At 39.6% G+C, this 20,610-nt stretch carries 21 protein-coding genes; 19 read left to right on the top strand and 2 right to left on the bottom strand.

The genetic code is table 11. From position 1 onward, the window contains the following. The first annotated feature begins 3 nt into the window (after positions 1-3). The 10 genes from yqeH to ACW0TQ_RS07525 all read left to right on the top strand — a co-directional run bounded on the left by yqeH (position 4) and on the right by ACW0TQ_RS07525 (position 8,276). A complete protein-coding gene (gene yqeH, locus ACW0TQ_RS07570) occupies positions 4-1,116 on the top strand; it encodes a ribosome biogenesis GTPase YqeH (protein WP_341173060.1) in 1,113 nt (370 codons plus the stop codon). A gap of 83 nt (positions 1,117-1,199) precedes the next feature. Further along, the gene (gene aroE / locus ACW0TQ_RS07565; RefSeq protein ID WP_193064673.1) at positions 1,200-2,045 is read left to right on the top strand and encodes a shikimate dehydrogenase; all 846 of its coding nucleotides are present in this window, start codon (positions 1,200-1,202) and stop codon (positions 2,043-2,045) included. Next, positions 2,032-2,322, top strand: a complete 291-nt coding sequence (gene yhbY, locus ACW0TQ_RS07560; RefSeq protein ID WP_042534873.1) for a ribosome assembly RNA-binding protein YhbY — start codon at positions 2,032-2,034, stop codon at positions 2,320-2,322. The genes aroE and yhbY overlap by 14 nt, the downstream gene beginning before the upstream one ends. A gap of 101 nt (positions 2,323-2,423) precedes the next feature. Continuing rightward, positions 2,424-2,993, top strand: coding sequence for a nicotinate-nucleotide adenylyltransferase (locus ACW0TQ_RS07555; RefSeq protein ID WP_455725463.1), 570 nt, complete (start codon positions 2,424-2,426; stop codon positions 2,991-2,993). After that, a complete protein-coding gene (yqeK, locus tag ACW0TQ_RS07550) occupies positions 2,980-3,561 on the top strand; it encodes a bis(5'-nucleosyl)-tetraphosphatase (symmetrical) YqeK (protein ID WP_193064674.1) in 582 nt (193 codons plus the stop codon). The genes ACW0TQ_RS07555 and yqeK overlap by 14 nt, the downstream gene beginning before the upstream one ends. Beyond that, entirely contained in the window at positions 3,558-3,914 is a 357-nt protein-coding gene (gene rsfS, locus ACW0TQ_RS07545) for a ribosome silencing factor (protein WP_042534866.1), read from the top strand. Before yqeK ends, rsfS begins: the two co-directional genes overlap by 4 nt. Before the next feature lie 5 nt (positions 3,915-3,919). Continuing rightward, positions 3,920-4,666 carry a class I SAM-dependent DNA methyltransferase gene (locus tag ACW0TQ_RS07540; protein ID WP_332093758.1) on the top strand — a complete coding sequence of 249 codons (747 nt, stop codon included), beginning with the start codon at positions 3,920-3,922 and terminating at the stop codon, positions 4,664-4,666. Between the two features lie 109 nt (positions 4,667-4,775). After that, entirely contained in the window at positions 4,776-5,384 is a 609-nt protein-coding gene (locus ACW0TQ_RS07535; protein WP_042534862.1) for a helix-hairpin-helix domain-containing protein, read from the top strand. A gap of 25 nt (positions 5,385-5,409) precedes the next feature. Beyond that, positions 5,410-5,988 (top strand): ComE operon protein 2, encoded by a 579-nt coding sequence (locus ACW0TQ_RS07530; RefSeq protein WP_042534861.1) that lies wholly within the window; start codon positions 5,410-5,412, stop codon positions 5,986-5,988. Continuing rightward, a complete protein-coding gene (locus ACW0TQ_RS07525; protein WP_455725462.1) occupies positions 5,985-8,276 on the top strand; it encodes a DNA internalization-related competence protein ComEC/Rec2 in 2,292 nt (763 codons plus the stop codon). Before ACW0TQ_RS07530 ends, ACW0TQ_RS07525 begins: the two co-directional genes overlap by 4 nt. A gap of 83 nt (positions 8,277-8,359) precedes the next feature. Here the strand turns inward: ACW0TQ_RS07525 and ACW0TQ_RS07520 are convergent, their stop codons facing one another. Further along, positions 8,360-8,494, bottom strand: a complete 135-nt coding sequence (locus ACW0TQ_RS07520) for a YqzM family protein (RefSeq protein ID WP_040980284.1) — start codon at positions 8,492-8,494, stop codon at positions 8,360-8,362. Between the two features lie 369 nt (positions 8,495-8,863). On the opposite strand from ACW0TQ_RS07520, the gene holA reads away from it, so the two are divergent. Beyond that, the gene (gene holA / locus ACW0TQ_RS07515) at positions 8,864-9,868 is read left to right on the top strand and encodes a DNA polymerase III subunit delta (protein WP_256704826.1); all 1,005 of its coding nucleotides are present in this window, start codon (positions 8,864-8,866) and stop codon (positions 9,866-9,868) included. A 76-nt stretch (positions 9,869-9,944) separates the two neighbouring features. Here holA and rpsT read toward each other — a convergent pair whose 3' ends face one another. Then, on the bottom strand, positions 9,945-10,205 hold the full coding sequence (gene rpsT, locus ACW0TQ_RS07510) for a 30S ribosomal protein S20 (protein WP_455725461.1): 261 nt from the start codon (positions 10,203-10,205) through the stop codon (positions 9,945-9,947). A 349-nt stretch (positions 10,206-10,554) separates the two neighbouring features. Here rpsT and gpr point away from each other — a divergent pair, with 349 nt between their 5' ends. The 8 genes from gpr to dnaK all read left to right on the top strand — a co-directional run bounded on the left by gpr (position 10,555) and on the right by dnaK (position 20,432). Beyond that, a complete protein-coding gene (gene gpr / locus ACW0TQ_RS07505) occupies positions 10,555-11,652 on the top strand; it encodes a GPR endopeptidase (RefSeq protein ID WP_042534857.1) in 1,098 nt (365 codons plus the stop codon). Positions 11,653-11,775: 123 nt separating this feature from the next. Then, positions 11,776-12,960, top strand: coding sequence for a stage II sporulation protein P (locus ACW0TQ_RS07500; RefSeq protein ID WP_193064679.1), 1,185 nt, complete (start codon positions 11,776-11,778; stop codon positions 12,958-12,960). A 33-nt stretch (positions 12,961-12,993) separates the two neighbouring features. After that, positions 12,994-13,299: a hypothetical protein gene (locus ACW0TQ_RS07495; RefSeq protein WP_042534855.1), complete on the top strand. Its 306-nt coding sequence runs from the start codon at positions 12,994-12,996 to the stop codon at positions 13,297-13,299. Between the two features lie 124 nt (positions 13,300-13,423). Continuing rightward, entirely contained in the window at positions 13,424-15,232 is a 1,809-nt protein-coding gene (gene lepA / locus ACW0TQ_RS07490; RefSeq protein ID WP_368900647.1) for a translation elongation factor 4, read from the top strand. A gap of 382 nt (positions 15,233-15,614) precedes the next feature. Beyond that, positions 15,615-16,796 (top strand): radical SAM family heme chaperone HemW, encoded by a 1,182-nt coding sequence (gene hemW, locus ACW0TQ_RS07485; protein WP_042534853.1) that lies wholly within the window; start codon positions 15,615-15,617, stop codon positions 16,794-16,796. Between the two features lie 76 nt (positions 16,797-16,872). Next, entirely contained in the window at positions 16,873-17,904 is a 1,032-nt protein-coding gene (gene hrcA / locus ACW0TQ_RS07480) for a heat-inducible transcriptional repressor HrcA (RefSeq protein WP_256704823.1), read from the top strand. Positions 17,905-17,987: 83 nt separating this feature from the next. Next, positions 17,988-18,548, top strand: a complete 561-nt coding sequence (gene grpE / locus ACW0TQ_RS07475) for a nucleotide exchange factor GrpE (protein WP_042534850.1) — start codon at positions 17,988-17,990, stop codon at positions 18,546-18,548. A 42-nt stretch (positions 18,549-18,590) separates the two neighbouring features. Continuing rightward, on the top strand, positions 18,591-20,432 hold the full coding sequence (gene dnaK, locus ACW0TQ_RS07470; protein WP_212929081.1) for a molecular chaperone DnaK: 1,842 nt from the start codon (positions 18,591-18,593) through the stop codon (positions 20,430-20,432). The last annotated feature ends 178 nt before the right edge of the window (positions 20,433-20,610 follow it).

Below are 20,610 nucleotides of genomic sequence, written 5' to 3'. Positions count from 1 at the left end.
GGTTTGGAGCAACATATTTGTCAAGGGTGCGGAAGTATTATTCAGACAGAGCATCCGAATGAAGCAGGATATGCGCCAGTCAGTGCATTAGAGAAGGACGTTATTTTATGTAAAAGATGTTTTCGTTTGAAGCATTATAATGAAATTCAGGATGTGTCGATAACGGATGCAGACTTTTTGAAAATGGTCAGTTCCATACGTGATAGAAATGGATTGATAGTGCATATCATCGATGTATTTGATGTGGATGGTACGCTATTAAGTAATTTGCCAAGAATCACGGGGGACAACCCGATTATTTTAGTTGGCAATAAGCTGGATTTATTGCCAAAATCAACAAATGAAAATAAGTTAAAACAGTGGCTGCGTCATGAAGCGAGCCAGCTGGGAATCAAAATAAAGGATGTTATATTGATTTCTTCTGTAAAAGGAAAAGGAATAGATGAGCTGAAGGAAAAAATAGAAGCGCATCGGTCTGGCAAGGATGTATTTATTGTTGGTGTTACGAATGTCGGGAAATCAACATTTATCAACCGTTTGATTAAGGAGTCAACAGGAGAAGAGGAGGCCATTACGACGTCTTACTTCCCGGGAACAACATTAGGATTTATCGAAATACCATTAGATGAAGATTCGTTTTTAGTAGATACACCGGGAATAGTTAATAAACAGCAGATGGCACATTATGTTTCTGAAAAAGAATTAAAAATGATAACACCCAAAAAAGAAATTAAGGCCAGGGTTTATCAATTGCAGGAACAGCAGACCCTATACATTGGCGGCTTAGTAAGGATGGATTTTATTAAAGGAGAGAAACAATCGTTTGTATGTTACTTCTCGAATGACTTAACGATTCACCGTACAAAACTGGAGAATGCGGATGAATTATACGAGAAGCATGCCGGGGAGCTGTTGTCTCCACCGTATAAAGAACAGTTGGAGAACTTCCCGCCGCTTACGGCACACAGCTTTAAAATGGAAAAAGGAAAAGTAGATATTGTTTTTCCGGGATTAGGCTGGATCAGTGTGCAGGGCGAGGGGGCTACGGTAGCAGCCCACAGTCCCAAAGGGGTTTCCGTAACCACTAGAAAATCCCTTTTATCCGGCCAGCAGTAAGCAGGTAAACTTCTGAGAGAACACAAAAATAATATCGGATCCAACTATTTATCATAGAGAGAAGAGAGACAGGAGGCGTACCGTTGAGTTTAAAATTGAAATTAATCGGTTATCCCATCAAGCATTCCTTATCACCTTGGATTCAGACTTCCTTTTTAGAGCGTTCCGGTCTGGAAGGTTCTTATAGATTGCATGAAATAGCAAGTAAGGAAATTTTTGGTGAGGAAATGAAGAAGTTGAGAGAAGAAGAAGTGAATGGATTTAATATTACGGTTCCTTATAAGCAAACAATTATTCCTTATCTGGATAGAATTGATATTACTGCGGAACGCGTGGGGGCAGTCAATACCGTTTCTTTGGAAGGAAATGAATGGGTCGGGTATAATACGGACGGAATTGGCTATGTGCAGGCATTGCGCGATAAGTTTCCTGATATGGACAGGAATATAGATGTTCCTATTTTAATACTCGGTGCCGGCGGAGCTGCACGAGGTATTTTCCATGGACTGATTCAGGCAGGCTATACGAATTTGACGCTTGCCAACCGGACGAAGTCAAAATGTGAAGATATTATGAAAGGAACCAGTGCTTCTGTTATCACGCTGGCAGAGGCTGAGAAAAACATTGCAGCATATGATGTTATTATTCAAACCAGCTCTGTTGGGATGGAGGAAGCAAAGCAAATCGTAGACCTGTCTAATTTAAAAGCAGGCACGATTGTCAGTGATATTGTATATCAGCCGCTTGTGACACAGTTTTTAAAGCAGGCAGCGGAAAAAGGCGGCCGGATTCATTATGGACATACGATGCTGCTTTATCAAGCACAGAAGGCATTTGAAATCTGGACCAACAAAAATGTCGACGTCACTGGAATGGATGAAGAGATGATAACCAAGATAAAAGGGGATAAAGCAGATGTTAACCAATAAACAAAAGCAATTTTTACGAAGTGAATCGCACCATATTAAGCCTATTTTCCAGGTTGGGAAAGATGGGGTAAATGAAAATATGGTCACACAAATCAGCGAAGCATTAGAGAAGAGAGAATTGATAAAGGTCAGTATTCTTCAAAATTGTGTAGAGGATAAACATGTTGTTGCTGAACAGATTTCTGCCGGCACGGAAGCAGAAGTGGTACAAATCATCGGCAATACGATTATTTTGTATAAAGAGTCAACGGACCATAAAGAAATTAAATTACCATAAACAGAGGCTGTTCATAAAACCGCCAGCGGTCATAATGGGACGAGTAATCCAAATGACGCTTCATGTTTGAAAGCATATTAATAATTTCAGAAGGTGAGTCTTTGAAAAAGATTGGAATTTTAGGCGGAACATTTAATCCGCCGCATATAGGACATTTATGGATTGCTGAAGAAGTAAGAATCCGAAAGCAATTGGATGAGATATGGTTCATTCCGACGCGGACACCACCTCATAAAGATACCGTCGTTTTGGATGCATCCCATCGCTTGCGGATGCTTCATTTGGCAATCAAGGATAATCCTTATTTTCAAGTAAACGCGCTAGAGCTTGAAAGAGAAGGGAAATCATACACTTATGACACGATAAAGGAACTGACGGCGGACTTTCCTGAGGCTGATTTCAGCTTTATTATCGGCGGGGATATGGTAGACTATCTGCCAAAATGGAATCGGGTAGAGGAACTAGTTCATATGGTTCGTTTTATAGGTGTATCGAGACCGGGATATATATTAGATACGCCTTATCCTGTGGAACGCTTGGAGATACATCCTTTGGATATTTCCTCTACCTTTATCAGAAATCGATTAGAAAAAGGGGAGAGAGTTCGTTATTTGCTTCCTGATGGTGTGATGAATTATATTAAGGAGAATCAGATTTATGAATATAGATAACCTGAAGGCAGATTTGAAGGAAAGACTGACGAAAGGAAGATATGAGCATACGTTGAGAGTAACTGATACAGCAGCAGAGCTTGCTGTAAACTTTCATGAATCCGTAGAAAATGCTACTATCGCTGCCTTATTTCATGATTACTGTAAATGTGATTCCTTAGAGGAAATGAAGCAAACCATTAAAACGAGCAGCGAACTTCCGGATTTGCTTCTTTCATTTCATCATGAATTATGGCATGGACCAGTTGCATCGGTCCGGATAGAAGAAAATTATGCGATTACGGATCAAGAGATAAAAGATGCTATTTACTTCCATACAACGGGAAGAGCGGATATGACAAAGCTGGATAAAATTATCTTTATCGCTGACTATATTGAGCCGTTCAGAAATTTCCCCGGGGTAGAGGAAGTGAGAGAGACAGCTAAGACAGATTTAACAAAAGCATGTTACCAGGCAGCAAAGAATACGGTTCGTTTCTTGATGGAAAGGGACAACACTGTATATCCTGACAGCTTTCATGCTTATAACGACTTAAATCAACACATTTTTGGAGGAATAAAAAAATGAATAATAAAGAATTAATACAAGTAGTTGCAGAAGCCTGCGATGATAAAAGAGCAGAAAATATTGTTGCCTTAGATATGAACGAAGTATCTTTAGTCGCTGATTATTTCGTGATTTGCCACGGAAGCAATGAACGGCAGGTACAAGCAATTGCCCGGGCAATCAAAGAAACTGCAGAAGAAAATGGAAAAGACATTAAAAGAATGGAAGGCTTTGAAGAAGCGCGATGGGTTCTTGTTGATGTCGGTGATATCGTTTGTCATGTTTTCCATAAGGATGAAAGATATTATTATAATTTAGAAAAATTATGGGGCGATGCGGACCGTATTGCGCTGAATATTACGCAGGAAGGGTAAGGAAAATGGTGTATCGAAAAATGGCTGCGGTCTATAATCGGCTGATGGATAATGTCCCATATGATGATTGGGTGGTTATGATTCAGCAAATGATAGCTCAGACAGAAAGACCAGTGCAGTCAATTATTGATTTAGGCTGTGGTACCGGAGTCATTACCCGGAAATTAGCTGCCGGAGGATATACAATGACGGGGGTAGACCAGTCCGGGGACATGCTGCATGAAGCGCAAAAGGATCTAGAACCTGCAGATGGTATCAGCTGGTTAGAAGCAGATATGACAAAGCTGGATGGTGTGGAGCAGCGTTATGACATGGCAATCAGCTGCTGTGATGTAATAAATTATGTAACAGACCTTCAAGCTGTAGAGCAAGCTTTTAAGAATGTTTATCAGTTGTTAGAACCAGACGGGATATTTTTCTTTGATGTCCATTCCATGCACACTGTAGAGGATATCTATATCGGCCAGACATTTTCCGATGTAATGGAGGAGGCGGCTTATATCTGGGAGTGTATCCCGGGAGAGGAAAAAGGAGAAATGTACCACCATGTTACCTTTTTCCATCAAGAAGAAGAAGACCGCTTTATTCGTTTTCAAGAAGAACATCATCAACGGACATTTCCGATAGAAGTATATAAAAATATTTTAAAAAATATCGGTTTTAAGAAAATCCATATCTATGCTGATTTTTCATTAGAAGCAGATAATTGGGATGAACAATCAGAAAGGATTTTCTTTTTGGCTGAAAAATAAGCTGCAAAAGTGTATTTTAATCTATTTTCTGAGGAAAAGGAGATTATCTTTCTTTGTCGAAATACTAAGTAAGAGGGTACTATTTTGACAAAGAAGGAGGTAATACCTTTTGTATTGGTTAAAGAAAAATAGTTATATTTTTATTGTGATTGCTGCTGTTATTATTTTTTTTATATTTATCAGCAAAGAAGAACCGTCCAGCCCGTTATCCGCCTCATTAATATCTTCAGATTTGGAAGAACCAACAGAAGCCCCGCTTACTGAGGAAACTCCGGCAGAACAACAAGCACGAACAGCAGTGGTCGATGTAAAAGGAGAAGTGATGCAGCCGGGAGTATATGAAATGGAACAAGGTGACCGGATCAGGGATATTATTGACCGAGCTGACGGGTTTACCGAAAATGCAGATATTCTACAAGTGAATTTAGCACAGGTTGTTCAGGATGAGATGGTTGTCTTGATACCTGCTGTCGGCCAAGAAGAACCTGCAGTGAATGCTCCTGCGGGGGAGCAGACAAATAACAATAAGATAAAAATAAATACGGCTTCCAGTGAGGAGCTGACCCAGCTTCCTGGTATCGGACCTGCTAAAGCGGAAGCGATTATTGCCCATCGTGATAATCATGGATTGTTTCAAACACCAGAGGATTTATTAGAGATTTCTGGTATTGGAGAAAAAACACTGGAGACGCTGATCGAGCATATCCAAGTGCCGTAGAAAATAAGGGAAAGAGGGGATCATCATGGAGAGAATTGCTTGGGATCAATATTTTATGGCGCAGAGTCATCTACTAGCTTTAAGAAGTACGTGTACCCGCTTAATGGTAGGCGCTACGATTGTCCGGGATAAACGTATTATTGCCGGAGGTTATAATGGAAGCGTTTCTGGGGATGTACATTGTATCGATGAGGGCTGCTACGTCATTGATGGACATTGTGTACGGACGGTTCACGCGGAAGCAAACGCACTGCTGCAATGTGCGAAATTCGGAGTGCCGACAGACGGCGCTGATGTATATGTTACCCATTTTCCCTGTCTGCAATGCACAAAACAGCTGATTCAAAGCGGTATTAAAAATTTATTTTATGCAGAAGATTACAAGAATCACCCTTATGCAGTCCAGTTATTTGAAGAGGCTGGCGTGCAGACACAAAAAGTACCGTTGGTTGATGCTGTAGTGGATACAAAGTTTGAAGAAAAGACTGCTTTTATACATGCGCTGATGGAAAAATTGGATGCATCCAATTTGACGCCGGATGAAACAGAGACAATAAAAGCCGATGCAGAGCGGCTGTTTTTTAATGAAGAGAGAAAGCAGTGAGGGGATATTGGCATTTTCCTGCAATTGCCGCCGTGTCAGCCATTTTATATCATTTATTGGATATGAAATGGCTGCTCCTTCTTTTTATACTCTGGCTCATTTGGCTCAAGCTTCTGAAAAAAATGAATGTCACCGTTTGGCTGGTTACAGTGTTCAGCTTTATCACCTTTCTATCTATTATTCCGATTATTCCCCAGACCGTCTATGAAGAAAGCTCGATAGATGCAGAAATTACCGGGAAAATCGAAGGAGAAGTAAAGCTTAGCTCCAAACAAATTCAATTCACCCTCCAACCTCTACAAAACTCCTCTAAACTTTTAGTTACGTATTTTCCTGAAAAGGATGAAGATTTTCGTGAAATTCCTCTTGAGCATGCTTTATTTCACGGCTCCACCTGCACCATTCAGCAAACAGTTGAAATTCCCCCTTCCAGTACAAATCCCGCACAATTTGATTTCCGTCAATTTTTACTGCAAAAACAAATTACCCATCAGGCTGTTTTAGAGGATTTTAATCAAATTAACTGTGCCGCTGAAAAAGGCATCCTTCCATTACTTTATAAGGTGAGGACAGAGCTGCTGAATGAAATGGAGGGTACTTGGAGTGATTATACTGCCCCGTGGATTAATGCTATCGTTTTTGGAGACACCTCAGCAATGGGAGAGCCTGTTACAGAGTTATTTCAGCGGTTTGGTCTCTCGCATATTATTGCTATCTCAGGCACCCATGTCACCTTGGTCATTGCTATTTTATATTTGATTTTAGTGAAAGGAAACCTGCTGACGAAAGAGAAAACACAGCTGTTTTTAATCCTGTTTCTTCCGTTTTACGCCATATTGGCTGGAGCGAATCCCCCTGTTCTCCGTGCTGCTTCAATGATGATTGGACTCCTTCTATTTCAAAAGTTTCGATGGAAACTGCCGTATTCCGATTTGCTGTGTATTATCTTTATGGTGTTTATTCTTTGGGATCCTTATATCATTTACCATATCGGATTTCAGTTTTCCTTCGCAGTAACCTTTTCCATACTTCTGTCTCAGGAATGGATCAGCAAGTCAAAATCACCTGTTTGGAAGATCTTTCAAGTGAGTTTTATTGCTCAAATGGCAATTCTTCCGCTCCAGATTTATTATTTCAATATCTTTCATCCGTTGTCTATTCTGATGAATCTGACAGTTATTCCTTATTTTACCTTCTTCGTCATCCCGCTTATGTACGTTTTTGCAGTTGTTCATTTTTTACCAGATAGTATGCTCGTCATATTGGATAAGCCTTTTACATTTATTCATGAAAGGGTTCTGGGAGCTATTGAATGGGTCGATAATACATTCGTTCCGCCTATGTATCTAGATCAGTTATCCATCTTCAGCGTCATGTTTTATTTTGCTTGTTTTTTCTTGTTTATGAAGTTTTTAGAGCGAAGACAGGAAAAAGCAGCTTGGATTGCAGGGGTTCTTTTAATCCTTCCAGTTTTAATGACGGCAGCCAAGCCGTATTTTCAGGAGGAAGGTATTGTGACCATGTTTGATATGGGGCAGGGGGATGCTATTTTAGTGGAAGCAGCAAGAAGAGAAGCAGTTGTTATGATCGATGCTGGCTCTGCTTTTCATTTTGAAGATATGGAACCGACCAGAGGAGTGTATAAAAATATTATTCGTGCTTATTTTCATCAGCGGGGGATTAAAGAACTGGATGCGATTATTGTTACACATGACGATGTCGATCACTTTGGGAGTGTCCGTTTTATTTTAGAAGAGGTAAGCGTAAAGGAATTAATGGTAAGCGCCTATTTTGATCCAGTGCTATTAGAAGAGTTCCAAGCAATTCAGCCATCATTAAATATAACGCAGATTGGATCAGGGGATGTACTGAACTTTCATGATGCTATTTCCTTTCAGGTATTGGCGCCGGATATAGATACGGGAAATTCAAATAACAATTCGATTGTTCTATATACAAATTTTGGCTTGAAATGGCTGTTTACTGGAGACATCAGCAAGAAGATTGAAGAAAAAATAATACATGATTATCCTGCACTGCAAATCGATATTTTAAAGGTGGCACACCATGGCAGTAAAACATCTACAGGAGAAGCATTTATAGAAGCGGTTCAGCCGCGTTTCGCTTTAATTTCAGCCGGGAGAAATAACCGTTATAATCATCCAAATGAAGAAGTATTGGACATATTAGAAAATAATGGAATTCAAGCGTACCGCACGGATGAGGATGGGGCGATTCAATTTTATTACACGGCGGAAGGAGGAACCTTTTCAACCTTTTTACCATAAAATAAAAATAAAAGAATAAACCTTACCGGACAACAAAAAAAGAAGAGATAGCATCCCTTCTTTTTGACCCTCTATCTCTTTTATTATTGACCAATTACGCTGATGGTAACGCCCACCGCAAAAATGATAAAGAAAAAGAGAAATGAAAAGGTAAATCCTTTAATGGAGTCTACAACATCGCTGCCTTTGTACTGCGGATCTTTTTCGAATTCGTTCAAGATATACCCCTCCTCTGCTCACTATTATAGTATAAATCATCCACATAAAAAAATCTACATTCTTTACATGATTCCTTCTTCTATATGGTAACAGCCAATTTTAGCAACAGTTGACATCTATAGTTTTTGCACAGAAGCGCAAATTATATATAAGCAAATATCGTTCTTAAAATTTGTTTCTAGAGCTTATTTTAAGGCGTTTAATATAGATGCTTCATAAAGGAAGGATGCAAAAGTCTTGCGGTTCTTCCTTTATTTTTTTGTTGCGTTTATGTCTGCTTCCTTATAGGATAAAAAGAGACGAGTTTATGCATGGAACATTCACATGCTCAGTATCGAAATAATGTCTAGATGGGAAGCGTAATATGCATGATGGACCAACTAAAAAAAATAAAAACTAATCAGATTCATCCGGTTTACTTTGCTTTTGGAACAGAATCCTTTTTTCTGGAACAATTAAAAGACCGGTTAGTAAAAACAGTTTTAGACGGAGATAAGACTAATTTATCCCTTTATGATTTAGAAGAAACCTCCATACAGGAAGTATTAGCAGATGCAGAAACATTTCCATTTTTCGGTGAACGCAAATTAATATTTGCCGCCAATGCTTCTTTTGTGAAAACAAAACCCGATAAAACACCGTTTGAACATGATTTAACGTATTTACAGGAGTATCTGCAAAATCCGCCTGAGTATTCGGTGTTATTGGTTATAGCGCCTTATGAAAAATTAGATGAGCGTAAAAAAGTAACAAAACAATTAAAGAAACTGGCGTCCCCCGTGGATTGTCAACAAGTAAAAGAAAAAGATGCAAGAAATTGGATTCAAAGTCTGATGAAGTCATATGAGATAGAAATTGAACAAGAGGCGATGGAAATATTGGAAGCAGAGGTCTCTAATAATATCCAGCTCCTGCAAAGCGAGATGGAAAAGCTGGCTCTTTATGTTGGAGAAAATGGGGTTGTTACAAAAGATATTGCACAGCAGTTAGTGTCACATACCCCGACCACTACGTCTATCGCACTTGTCGATGCAGTTATGAAAGGAAGTATTCAGGAAGCAATTCAAATTTATCAGGATTTAGAGAAAATGAACGAGGATCCAATTGCGATGATTGGACTGCTTGCTTACCAATTTCGTATGATTTTAAGAGTGAAGCAGCTGAAAAAGAAGGGGTATTCTCAATTTCAAATTCAGAAGCATATTGGCGCACATCCATATGTTATTAAAGTAGCAATGGCCAGAGAAGCTAAACTGCCCGAAGAGCGTCTGTCTTACATCCTTTGCCAGCTTGCAGAAACGGATGCCAAAATGAAGCAGGGACTGATGGAAAAAGGGCTGGCATTTGAATTACTGTTGATGGATTTAGTATAGTGAGCTGCGTTTCAAAAACATAATAAAAGGTGAAGTATTTACGGCAATTGTCCGTACTTACTTCACCTTTTATTTATTATGATGCGTTAACTTTTTTTGCTAAACGAGATTTTTGACGGCTAGCAGCGTTTTTGTGGATAATTCCTTTTTGAGCCGCTTTATCAATTTGCTTGTTCGCAGATTGGAATGCTGCTTTTGCATTTTCCACATCGTTTGCTTCTACAAATTTTTCTACACGTTTAATCTCCGTACGCATTTCAGAAAGCTGGGAAACGTTATTAGCGCGTTTCTTTTGGTTAACTTCTACACGTTTGATTGCAGATTTAATATTTGCCATGTTTATTCACCTCCTAAAAAGTATACGATTTTAAAAAACATGTTTTAGAGGTTGTTCAAGCTGAATTGCTTCTGAACATGCCCTTTTGTATGCTTTCATCAATTGTCTATATTCACAGTACGACAAGAGTATTTTACCAAAGCTACCTAATCTTTTCAATAGAATTGTTGCTTAATCAATAAATTGGTATGAATTTATTCCAGGCGTGCATGCTAAGAATGTTTGAAAACAGTAGTTTATCCGGTGAAATTTCCATCTAAAAATAAAGTGTAGAAGGAAAGCTTTATTTTTAGATAATGGAATTTTATTTTATCAGAATAAAGCATATTGAACAAAGGGGTGCGGTGTAATGAAAAATAGAGAGGATCATTTTCAAGTAAGAACAGACTTAGCTGTAGAAGCAAAGGATATGTATACGGAAAAGCAAGACAATAAACAGAAGGAAGTTGCGGGTGTCACATTTAAAGAAAGCACGATAAAGGATATAAATATTTCCTATGTGACGATTGATGAGGCAGGCGCTGAACAAATTGGGAAGAAGCCGGGGAACTATGTCACCATTCATACTGACGGTGTCAAAAAGCAAGATACAGAGAAACAGCATCAAGCAGCGAAGATTTTAGCAAAAGAGCTGGAGGAATTAATGAGAAAGCAAGACTTGCCTGATCAGGCCTCTTGTCTGATTGTGGGGTTAGGTAATTGGAATGTAACACCGGATGCTTTGGGTCCGATGACGGTAGAGAAAGTGCTGGTAACCAGTCATTTATTTCGTCTTCAGCCGGAATCTGTGGCAGAAGGATATAGCGAAGTAGCTGCGATTACACCGGGTGTGATGGGAGTGACAGGTATAGAAACCAGCGATGTGATTTTTGGGATTATCGAAAAATACCAGCCTGATTTCGTTATTGCCATTGACGCGCTAGCATCGAGATCTATCAGCAGAGTGAATGAAACCATTCAATTATCGGATACAGGTATACATCCAGGTTCAGGGGTTGGCAATAAACGAAAAGAAATAAGCCGTCAGACACTCGGTATACCTGTGATTGCTATTGGCGTGCCAACGGTGGTGGATGCAGTTACTATTACAAGCGATACCATTGATTACTTATTGAAACACTTCGGTAGAGAATGGAATGAAAGAGATGATCCATCTAAATCCTTAACTCCTGCTGGTATGAATTTCGGCTCGAAGCAGTTAACAGATGAGGACTTGCCTGATAAAGCACAGCGGGAAAAGCTGTTCGGCATTGTTGGCGGCCTGTCGGAAGAAGAAAAAAGACAGCTGATAATGGAAGTATTAACGCCGATTGGTCATAATTTAATGGTTACGCCTAAAGAGGTAGACGGCTTTATGATTGATATGGCTGAAGTGATAGCAAATGGGCTGAACGCTGCATTACATGAGACAGTAACGATTGATAATTTTTCAAGCTATTCCAGGTAGCCGTATGAAGCTTTAACATCCTCTATCAAGTCTATTTTTTCTTTTTACACGGTTCTACTTTCTCTAGTTTACTCATAGGTTGGACTATAGAGTTATTAGAGAAAGGTGGCATCGTGTATTTTTATGAAAAAAAATAACTGGAGCAAAATGGTACAAACCTTTTCTCGACGAAGCGGGCTTTATATTATATTTTTTGTCAGTATATTTCTTTTAATAAGTATATTAACGGCAGTCCAGCCTGCCTATCGATTTTCATCAGATACGTTATCGAATTGGACGAAGGAAATGGACAGTGCGATTTTTTATCATTTGATTACAATGGAAAATCGTGCTTATAAGCAGAGTTTTCCGGAAGGGGAAGCAGAAATACCTCAATTATCTGGTGTGTTTCTTGAGCTTACGTCTAATGTGAAACCAACAGATCCCAGGAGCTTTTTTGGTAATGAAATTCCAGGTTTTTCGATATTTGACAATCAATTATTAATGGCAAGTGAAAATGATTTTACTCATTTTCCGATTGAGTCCAATCCGCCTTTAGAGGAAGTATTAAGGGAAAGGGAAGCGGTGCTGACAGGTGAAGATGAGGAGGAGACAGGAGATGCAGAAGAAACGGAGGAAGAAACAGAGGAAACGGAAAGCGAGCAAACAACTGGAGACAGAGATGTTGTGTTTATTTATAATACCCACAACAGAGAGTCGTTTTTACCGCATTTGCCAGATGAAACAGACCCCAATAGCGCCATGCATGGGGAGATTAATATCACAAATGTCAGTGATCGTTTAGCAGAAGGTCTTAAAAGGAAAGGAATTGGCACACAAGTAGATAATACAGATTTCGGGGAGCTCCTGAATGAAAGAGGCATGGGATATCATCAATCCTACGAAGTCTCTCGGGATATTGTTGCGGAAGCAGTGGCCGGCAATCAGGAGATTCAATACATGTTTGACCTTCATAGAGACGCCCTTCGCAGAGACAAGACGACACAAACGATTGAAGGCGAAGATTATGCAAAGATTTTATTTGTTATCGGCACCGGGCATCCGGATTATGAAAGGAATCTGAAAGTAGCAACAGAGCTGCATGGATTGATGGAAGAAGAATATCCGGGTTTAAGCCGGGGAGTGTTCCAAAAGGACGGATCAAGCGGGAATGGCGTTTACAATCAGGATATGGCAGAAAATGCATTGTTGATTGAATTTGGCGGTGTAGATAACACGATGGATGAGCTGTATCGTTCTGCTGATGCCTTAGCGGAAGTATTCAGCGACTATTATTGGGATGCCGAAGCCGTTCAGTCTGATGAATAAGTATGTGAATATTCTTATGTAAGGAGCGATTTGATGCGAAATATTATTATATTATTATTGCTCGTCATCTTTTTTCTGAGCGGACTCGTATTTGGAATGCAGAAGAATGAGCCGGCTGAACAAACGGTATCCTCCGACACTCCTGCAGTTGAAGTAATAGAGGATGAAGCGCAAGATAGAGAGGAACAGGAAGAGATTATTGTTGCAGAAACAGATGTACTTGAAGGTGGAAATTATTCGTTGACCAACCGTACAGCAGCTACTATGGGAGGCATCGTCAAACAATTATTTGAAGTAATTGTATCCATCATGTATGGAATAGGAGAGTTGTTTTTTTAATCAACACCTAAGTTAATCATTGAATCTCAAGGCGTCAATTGCTATAATCAATGCTAGTAATTGACGCCTTTTGTTATGGGAAGAAAAATAGGGGCTACAGGAAAAACTTAGGAGTGTGCGTGAAATGACGAATAAAAAAAGAAAGGTCAGAAACTTTTCGATTATTGCCCATATCGATCATGGGAAGTCTACATTAGCTGATCGTATTCTTGAAAATACAGAAACCGTGACAAAACGTGAAATGAAAGACCAGCTGCTGGACGGAATGGATTTAGAGCGTGAACGCGGAATAACCATTAAACTGAATGCAGTACAATTAAAATATACAAACCAGGCTGGCGAAGAATTTATTTTTCATTTAATCGATACGCCAGGCCATGTTGATTTTACTTATGAGGTATCCAGAAGCTTGGCAGCCTGTGAAGGAGCGATTCTTGTCGTAGACGCAGCACAGGGGATTGAAGCGCAGACCTTGGCAAACGTTTATTTAGCGATGGAAAATGATTTAGAAATCATTCCGGTAATTAATAAAATTGATTTGCCGAGTGCTGATACGGAAAAAGTGAAAAAAGAGCTGGAAGATGTGTTAGGGATCGACGGCGATGAAGCAATTCTAGCTTCTGCCAAAGCAAATATAGGGATTGAGGAAATTCTGGAGCGTGTAGCAGAGGTTGTTCCAGAGCCCCCTGGAGAGGCTGAGGACCCGTTAAAAGCGTTAATCTTTGACTCGCTTTATGATACTTACCGCGGGGTTATCGCTTATGTTTGTGTGAAGGAAGGCTCTGTGAAAGTCGGAGACAAAATTAAGATGATGGCTACCGGAAAAGAATTTGAAGTGAATGAAGTCGGGGTATTTACACCGAAGCAGCTTGCCAAAAAAGAGTTGACGGTCGGGGATGTTGGTTATTTAACTGCATCGATTAAAAATGTCGGTGATTCAAGGGTCGGAGATACGATTACGTTGGCTGATCGACCAGCGGATACAGCGCTGCCTGGTTACCGCCGTCTGAATCCAATGGTATTCTGCGGACTATATCCGGTAGATTCTAATGATTACAATGATTTAAGAGAAGCGTTAGAACGTTTAGAACTGAATGATTCTTCCCTGCAATACGAAGCAGAGACTTCCCAGGCGCTTGGTTTCGGCTACCGCTGCGGATTCCTGGGACTGCTCCACATGGAAATTGTCCAAGAGCGTATTGAAAGAGAATTTGGTATCAGTTTAATTACGACTGCTCCAAGTGTTATTTTTGAAGTTGAGCTGACGAATGGTGATGTGTTTTCGGTTGATAACCCTTCTGAAATGCCAGATCCACAAGTAATTGAGGAAGTACGTGAGCCATACGTAGAAGCTACAATTATGGTTCCGAACGATTACGTCGGAGCAGTGATGGAAATTGCCCAAAAGAAACGCGGGAATTTTGTAGATATGCAATATTTAGATGATATTCGTGTAAATGTAGTCTATCATATTCCGCTTTCGGAGATTGTATATGACTTCTTTGACCAGTTAAAATCACAGACAAAGGGATATGCTTCATTTGATTATGAGCTGATCGGCTACCAGCCTTCCCGCCTTGTGAAAATGGATATATTGCTTAATGGCGATTCAATTGATGCGTTATCGCTTGTTGTCCACCGTGACTTTGCGTATGAACGCGGAAAGCAGATTGTTGAAAAGCTGAAGACACTAATTCCAAGACAGCAATTTGAAGTGCCGATTCAAGCAGCAATCGGTAACAAAATTGTAGCCCGTTCTAATATCAAAGCGGTACGTAAGGATGTAACAGCAAAGCTTTACGGCGGAGATATTTCCCGAAAAAGAAAGCTTCTTGAAAAGCAAAAAGAAGGTAAAAAGCGTATGAAGATGGTAGGTTCTGTAGAAGTTCCTCAGGAAGCGTTTATGGCAGTCCTGAAGATGGATGAGGATTAACTGCTGAAATAATCTATTGTCGCTATTAATTAATCCCGTTACCGTGTTTTCTGCCGGTTGCGGGATTTTTTAAAGAATAAGAATGCTTATAAAAATAGCTGTAAATAGCCGCTGCGGAAAAATACTACGCTTTCCATGGGCCCCGATCCGAGCTCATCTCCTTTAAAGAAGACTTGCTGATTGGCAAGAATATCGTGTTTTAATGACTAAGCGATGTTCTTGCCTTTGAATTAGGAGGTCACAGGCCGATTTTTCGTTTACATTGCGAGAGGACATAAAGTATTATAAAATAACTTCAGAAATAACAACTGGTGTTTCTGAAGAGGAAAACAAGAAAGAGTTATCTTATCTGTTTTTTTAACAAAGGAAGGAAGTTCAATCGATGCAAGTTCAGTCAGTATATATTCATATTCCTTTTTGCAAGCAGATCTGCCATTACTGTAATTTTGTAAAATACTTTTACATGGAGACGAAGGCAGATGCCTTTATAGATGCTTTAATAAAAGAAATAGACACAGCTATCCCAGGAAGGAAAAATGTCTTTCGGACGATTTATATGGGCGGAGGAACACCAACTGCTTTGTCGATGGAGCAATTGCAGAAGCTTTTTCAGTTTTTAAATGAAAAGTTTGACCTCTCCTCCTGCGAAGAATTTACAATCGAAATCAATCCGGGGGATATTGATACGGATAAAGCAAAATTACTTCACGGTTATGGTGTAAATCGAATTTCTTTTGGAGTTCAGGTAATGGATGATGAGATGCTTGAAAAAATCGGGCGCATGCATCGAGTGAAGGATGTTTATACAACAGTTGATATTCTTACACAGTCAAATTTCTCTAATATTAGCCTGGATTTAATTTATGCTCTCCCGGATCAAACCGTTGCCCACTTTGAAAAAACTTTAAAGGAAGCACTGCAATTCGGTCTGCCGCATTATTCAACCTATGCGCTGCAAATTGAACCGAAGACCGTGTTTTATCATAAACGGAGAAAAGGAGCCCTGCACCAGCCTCCAGAGGATGATGAAGTAGAAATGTATCAGCTGCTTCAGGAAAATATGAAAAAGCAGGGCGTCTATCAATATGAAATAAGTAATTTTGCCAAGCCGGGGTTTGAGAGTAAGCATAATTTAACCTATTGGAATAATGATTATTATTTTGGTTTCGGAGCAGGGGCTCATGGTTATTTACCGGGAAAGCGGACGGCAAATTATAAACCGCTGGGGACTTATATGAAGGAAATTAGCCGCAGCGGATCAGCAGTCGAACATTTTGAGGAAATAACCCTGCAGGATCAGATTGAAGAAGAATTATTTCTGCAGCTCCGAAAAGCAGAAGGGATTAATACAGAAGCATTCAGGGAAAGATATGGACTATCGCTGGATAAATTATATCAGGAAGAGTTACTTCAGTTAACAAACGATAAATTAGTAACTTACCATGATGGAAGCTATGTATTGACAAATAGAGGAATGCTTCTCGGGGACAGGGTTTTTCAGCAATTTTTATTATTGGAGAACTTTGAACAAAAAATAAAGGAAGTAAAAAGCCAAACGGTTTGACAAAAGAAATTGAATTTGATAATTTTATTATAGATTTAGCACTCAAAAGATGAGAGTGCTAACAGAGGTGATCATCATGTTAACAGATAGGCAACTTATGATATTGCAGGTGATTATTGATGATTTTATAGAATCTGCTAAACCGGTCGGCTCCAGGGCATTATCTAAAAAAGATACCCTGCCGTACAGTGCCGCAACCATTCGAAACGAGATGGCGGATTTAGAAGAATCGGGGTTTTTAGAAAAGACGCATACATCTTCTGGACGCGTGCCTTCAGAAAAAGGATATCGTTATTATGTTGATCATTTAATTGGTCCTGAAATCCATCAGCATGGACTGGGTATCATTGAAAGATTAACAAATAACGGGATATATGAGTTTGAACAGATTGTGCAGACGGCAGCAGAAGCCCTTTCTAAACTGACCAATTATACGTCTATCATTCTTGGACCGGAAATGTTTGAAGCAACCGTAAAGCAGATTCAGGTATTAGCACTATCCGATCAATCAGCAGTAGCGATTTTGGTAACAAACACAGGGCATGTAGAGCACCGTTCCTTTACATTGCCAAAAGGAGTTTCATCATCTGATATCGAAAAGCTCGTCAATATTTTAAATGACCGTCTTCAGGGCGTTCCGCTTTATCGAATTCCCAAGGTGATTCAAAATGAAGTAGCTTCCTTGATGATGAAATATATGAATGGAGTTGATTCTTCTATCAATTGGATTCGCACGCTCTTCACGCAAGAGCAGGCAGTTAAGCTTTATTTTGGCGGGAAAGCCAATATTTTAATGCAGCCGGAATTTAATGATGTGGATCGAATTCGTTCGTTTTACTCCCTGATGGAGCGTGAGGATGAAATTGTAAATCTCTTGAAAAACTCCAATCAAGGTATTAAAGTTTCTATTGGCCATGAAAATGAAGTGGAAGAGATTAAAGACTTGAGTTTAATTACTGCTTCTTATCACATTGGCGGCGGCCAGATGGGTACCATTGCACTGCTTGGTCCTACGAGAATGGAATATAAAAAAGTATTATCCTTAATGGAAAGCATTTCAAAGGAAATGACTGGTGCAATGGGGAAATGGTATAGTGATAAATCATAAGGAAAACAAGGATTTTAGTTTTCTAACTATATCTTCTATGGTATAGTTTTTAATTGGAAATTAGAAAAGAGGTGCCTGAGTAGATGTCAGAGAATGAAAAAAAAGAAGAAGCAATGCAAGAAGAACAGGAAATTGTAGAAGAGACAGCTGAAGAAGCAGGTACAGATGCAGAAACTGCAGAAGAAAATGATGCGTCAGAAGCTCAAATAGAAGCACTGAAAAATGAAAAAGAAGAACTGGAAGGCCGCATGCTTCGTTTGCAGGCAGAGTTTGATAATTATAAACGACGTACATTAAAAGAGCGCGAAGCAGATCGTAAATACAAAGCACAGGATATGGTTCAGGAATTGCTTCCTGTGATGGATAATTTCGAACGCGCGCTGCAAGTAGAAGTATCTGAAGAAAATAAGAGCATCCTGGAAGGAATTGATATGGTGTATCGTCAATTAAAGGATGTATTTACGTCACAGGGTGTTTCAGTTATTGAAACAGAAGGTGCTGACTTTGACCCGAATGTGCATCATGCAGTAATGCAGATTGAAGATGATTCTGTAGAAGCAAATAAAGTAGTGGAAGAGCTGCAAAAAGGCTATCTCTTAAAAGATCGGGTTATCCGCCCTGCAATGGTAAAAGTAAATAAATAATTAAAAAAAGTGTCGCAGAAGTATTGAAGGAGGAAATAAAGAATGAGTAAAATTATCGGAATCGACTTAGGAACAACAAACTCATGCGTATCAGTGATGGAGGGTGGCGAAGCAGTCGTTATCCCTAACCCGGAAGGAAACCGTACAACACCATCTGTTGTATCCTTTAAAAATGGAGAAAGACAAGTTGGGGAGGTTGCAAAACGTCAAGCAATTACCAACCCGGATACAGTTCAATCTATCAAACGTCATATCGGTACTGACTATAAAGTAACGATTGGCGATAAAGACTATACACCGCAAGAAATTTCAGCGATTATTCTGCAGCATATTAAATCCTATGCAGAAGATTATATTGGCGAAAGTGTAGATAAAGCAGTAATTACGGTTCCTGCTTACTTTAATGACGCAGAACGTCAAGCAACAAAAGATGCTGGTAAAATTGCTGGTCTTGAAGTAGAACGTATTATCAACGAACCAACAGCTGCAGCGCTTGCCTATGGTATTGATAAAGATGATCAAGATCAAACGATTCTTGTATATGACCTTGGCGGCGGTACCTTTGATGTATCTATCCTTGACATTGGCGATGGCACATTCGAAGTTGTTGCAACAGCCGGAGACAATCGTCTTGGCGGAGATGACTTTGATGAAGTCATTATCAAGCATATGGTAGAAGAATTCAGAAAAGAAAATGGCATTGATCTTTCTAAAGATAAAATGGCTGTACAGCGCTTGAAAGATGCTGCAGAGAAAGCGAAGAAGGATTTATCTGGTGTTGCACAGACACAAATTTCTCTGCCATTTATTACAGCAGGTGAAGCTGGTCCATTACACTTAGAAATGACATTATCACGTGCGAAATTCGATGAGTTATCATCTGATTTAGTAGAACGTACAATGAAACCGACTCGCCGTGCGCTTTCTGATGCAGGCTTGTCGAACAAGGATATTCATAAAGTTATCTTAGTCGGCGGTTCTACACGTATTCCAGCTGTACAGGAAGCAATCAAGAAAGAATTAGGTCAAGATCCTTCTAAAGGCGTAAACCCGGATGAAGTTGTAGCACTTGGTGCAGCAATCCAAGGCGGTGTCCTTCAAGGAGACGTGAAAGACGTATTATTACTTGACGTAACACCACTTTCTTTAGGTATTGAAACAATGGGCGCTGTGTTTACAAAACTGATTGAACGTAATACAACTATTCCGACAAGTGCATCTCAAACATTCTCTACAGCAGCAGATAACCAAACTGCAGTAGATATCCATGTACTTCAAGGTGAGCGTGAAATGGCGGCAGATAACAAAACGCTTGGCCGTTTCCAATTAACAGATATCCCGCCTGCACCGCGCGGAATGCCTCAAATCGAAGTATCCTTTGATATTGATGCGAATGGTATTGTTAATGTTAGAGCGAAAGATTTAGGTACAAATAAAGAACAATCAATTACGATCAAGTCTTCTTCCGGTTTATCTGATGATGAAGTAGATCGCATGGTCAAAGAAGCAGAAGAAAACGCGGATGCGGATAAAGCACGCCGTGAAGAAGTAGAGCTTCGCAACCAGGCAGATCAGCTTGTATTCACAACAGATAAAACATTAAAAGATTTAGGCGATAAGGTTTCTGATGAAGATAAACAACAGGCAGAAGCTGCAAGAGATGAATTGAAAGAAGCTTTAGAGTCTAATGACCAAGAACAAATTAAAGCGAAAAAAGAAGCTTTGGAAGAAAAAGTACAGCAGCTTTCTGCTAAGCTTTATGAGCAGGTACAACAAGAAGCTCAAGAAGCACAAGGAGCAGAAAATGCAGAAGGTCAGCAAGGTGACGATGTTGTTGATGCAGATTATACAGAAGTCGATGATGACGATAAAGAAAATAAATAATGAATAACTGCTGAATAAAAGTCAAAGTCAGGATTCTCTTGGCTTTGGCTTTTTTACAGACAGGATAGAAGCAAGATAGTGCTTACAGGTAAATTAGTTTGAAGCTGATATTCATTGTTGCCATAGACAAATGAATGATGATATGATTAAACTTATGCAATCAGAGTATCGGGAGTGA

The organism is Oceanobacillus sp. M60, assembly GCF_053839645.1.
Note: the sequence above shows the minus strand (reverse complement) of the source record. Positions and strands in the feature narration are given on the sequence as shown.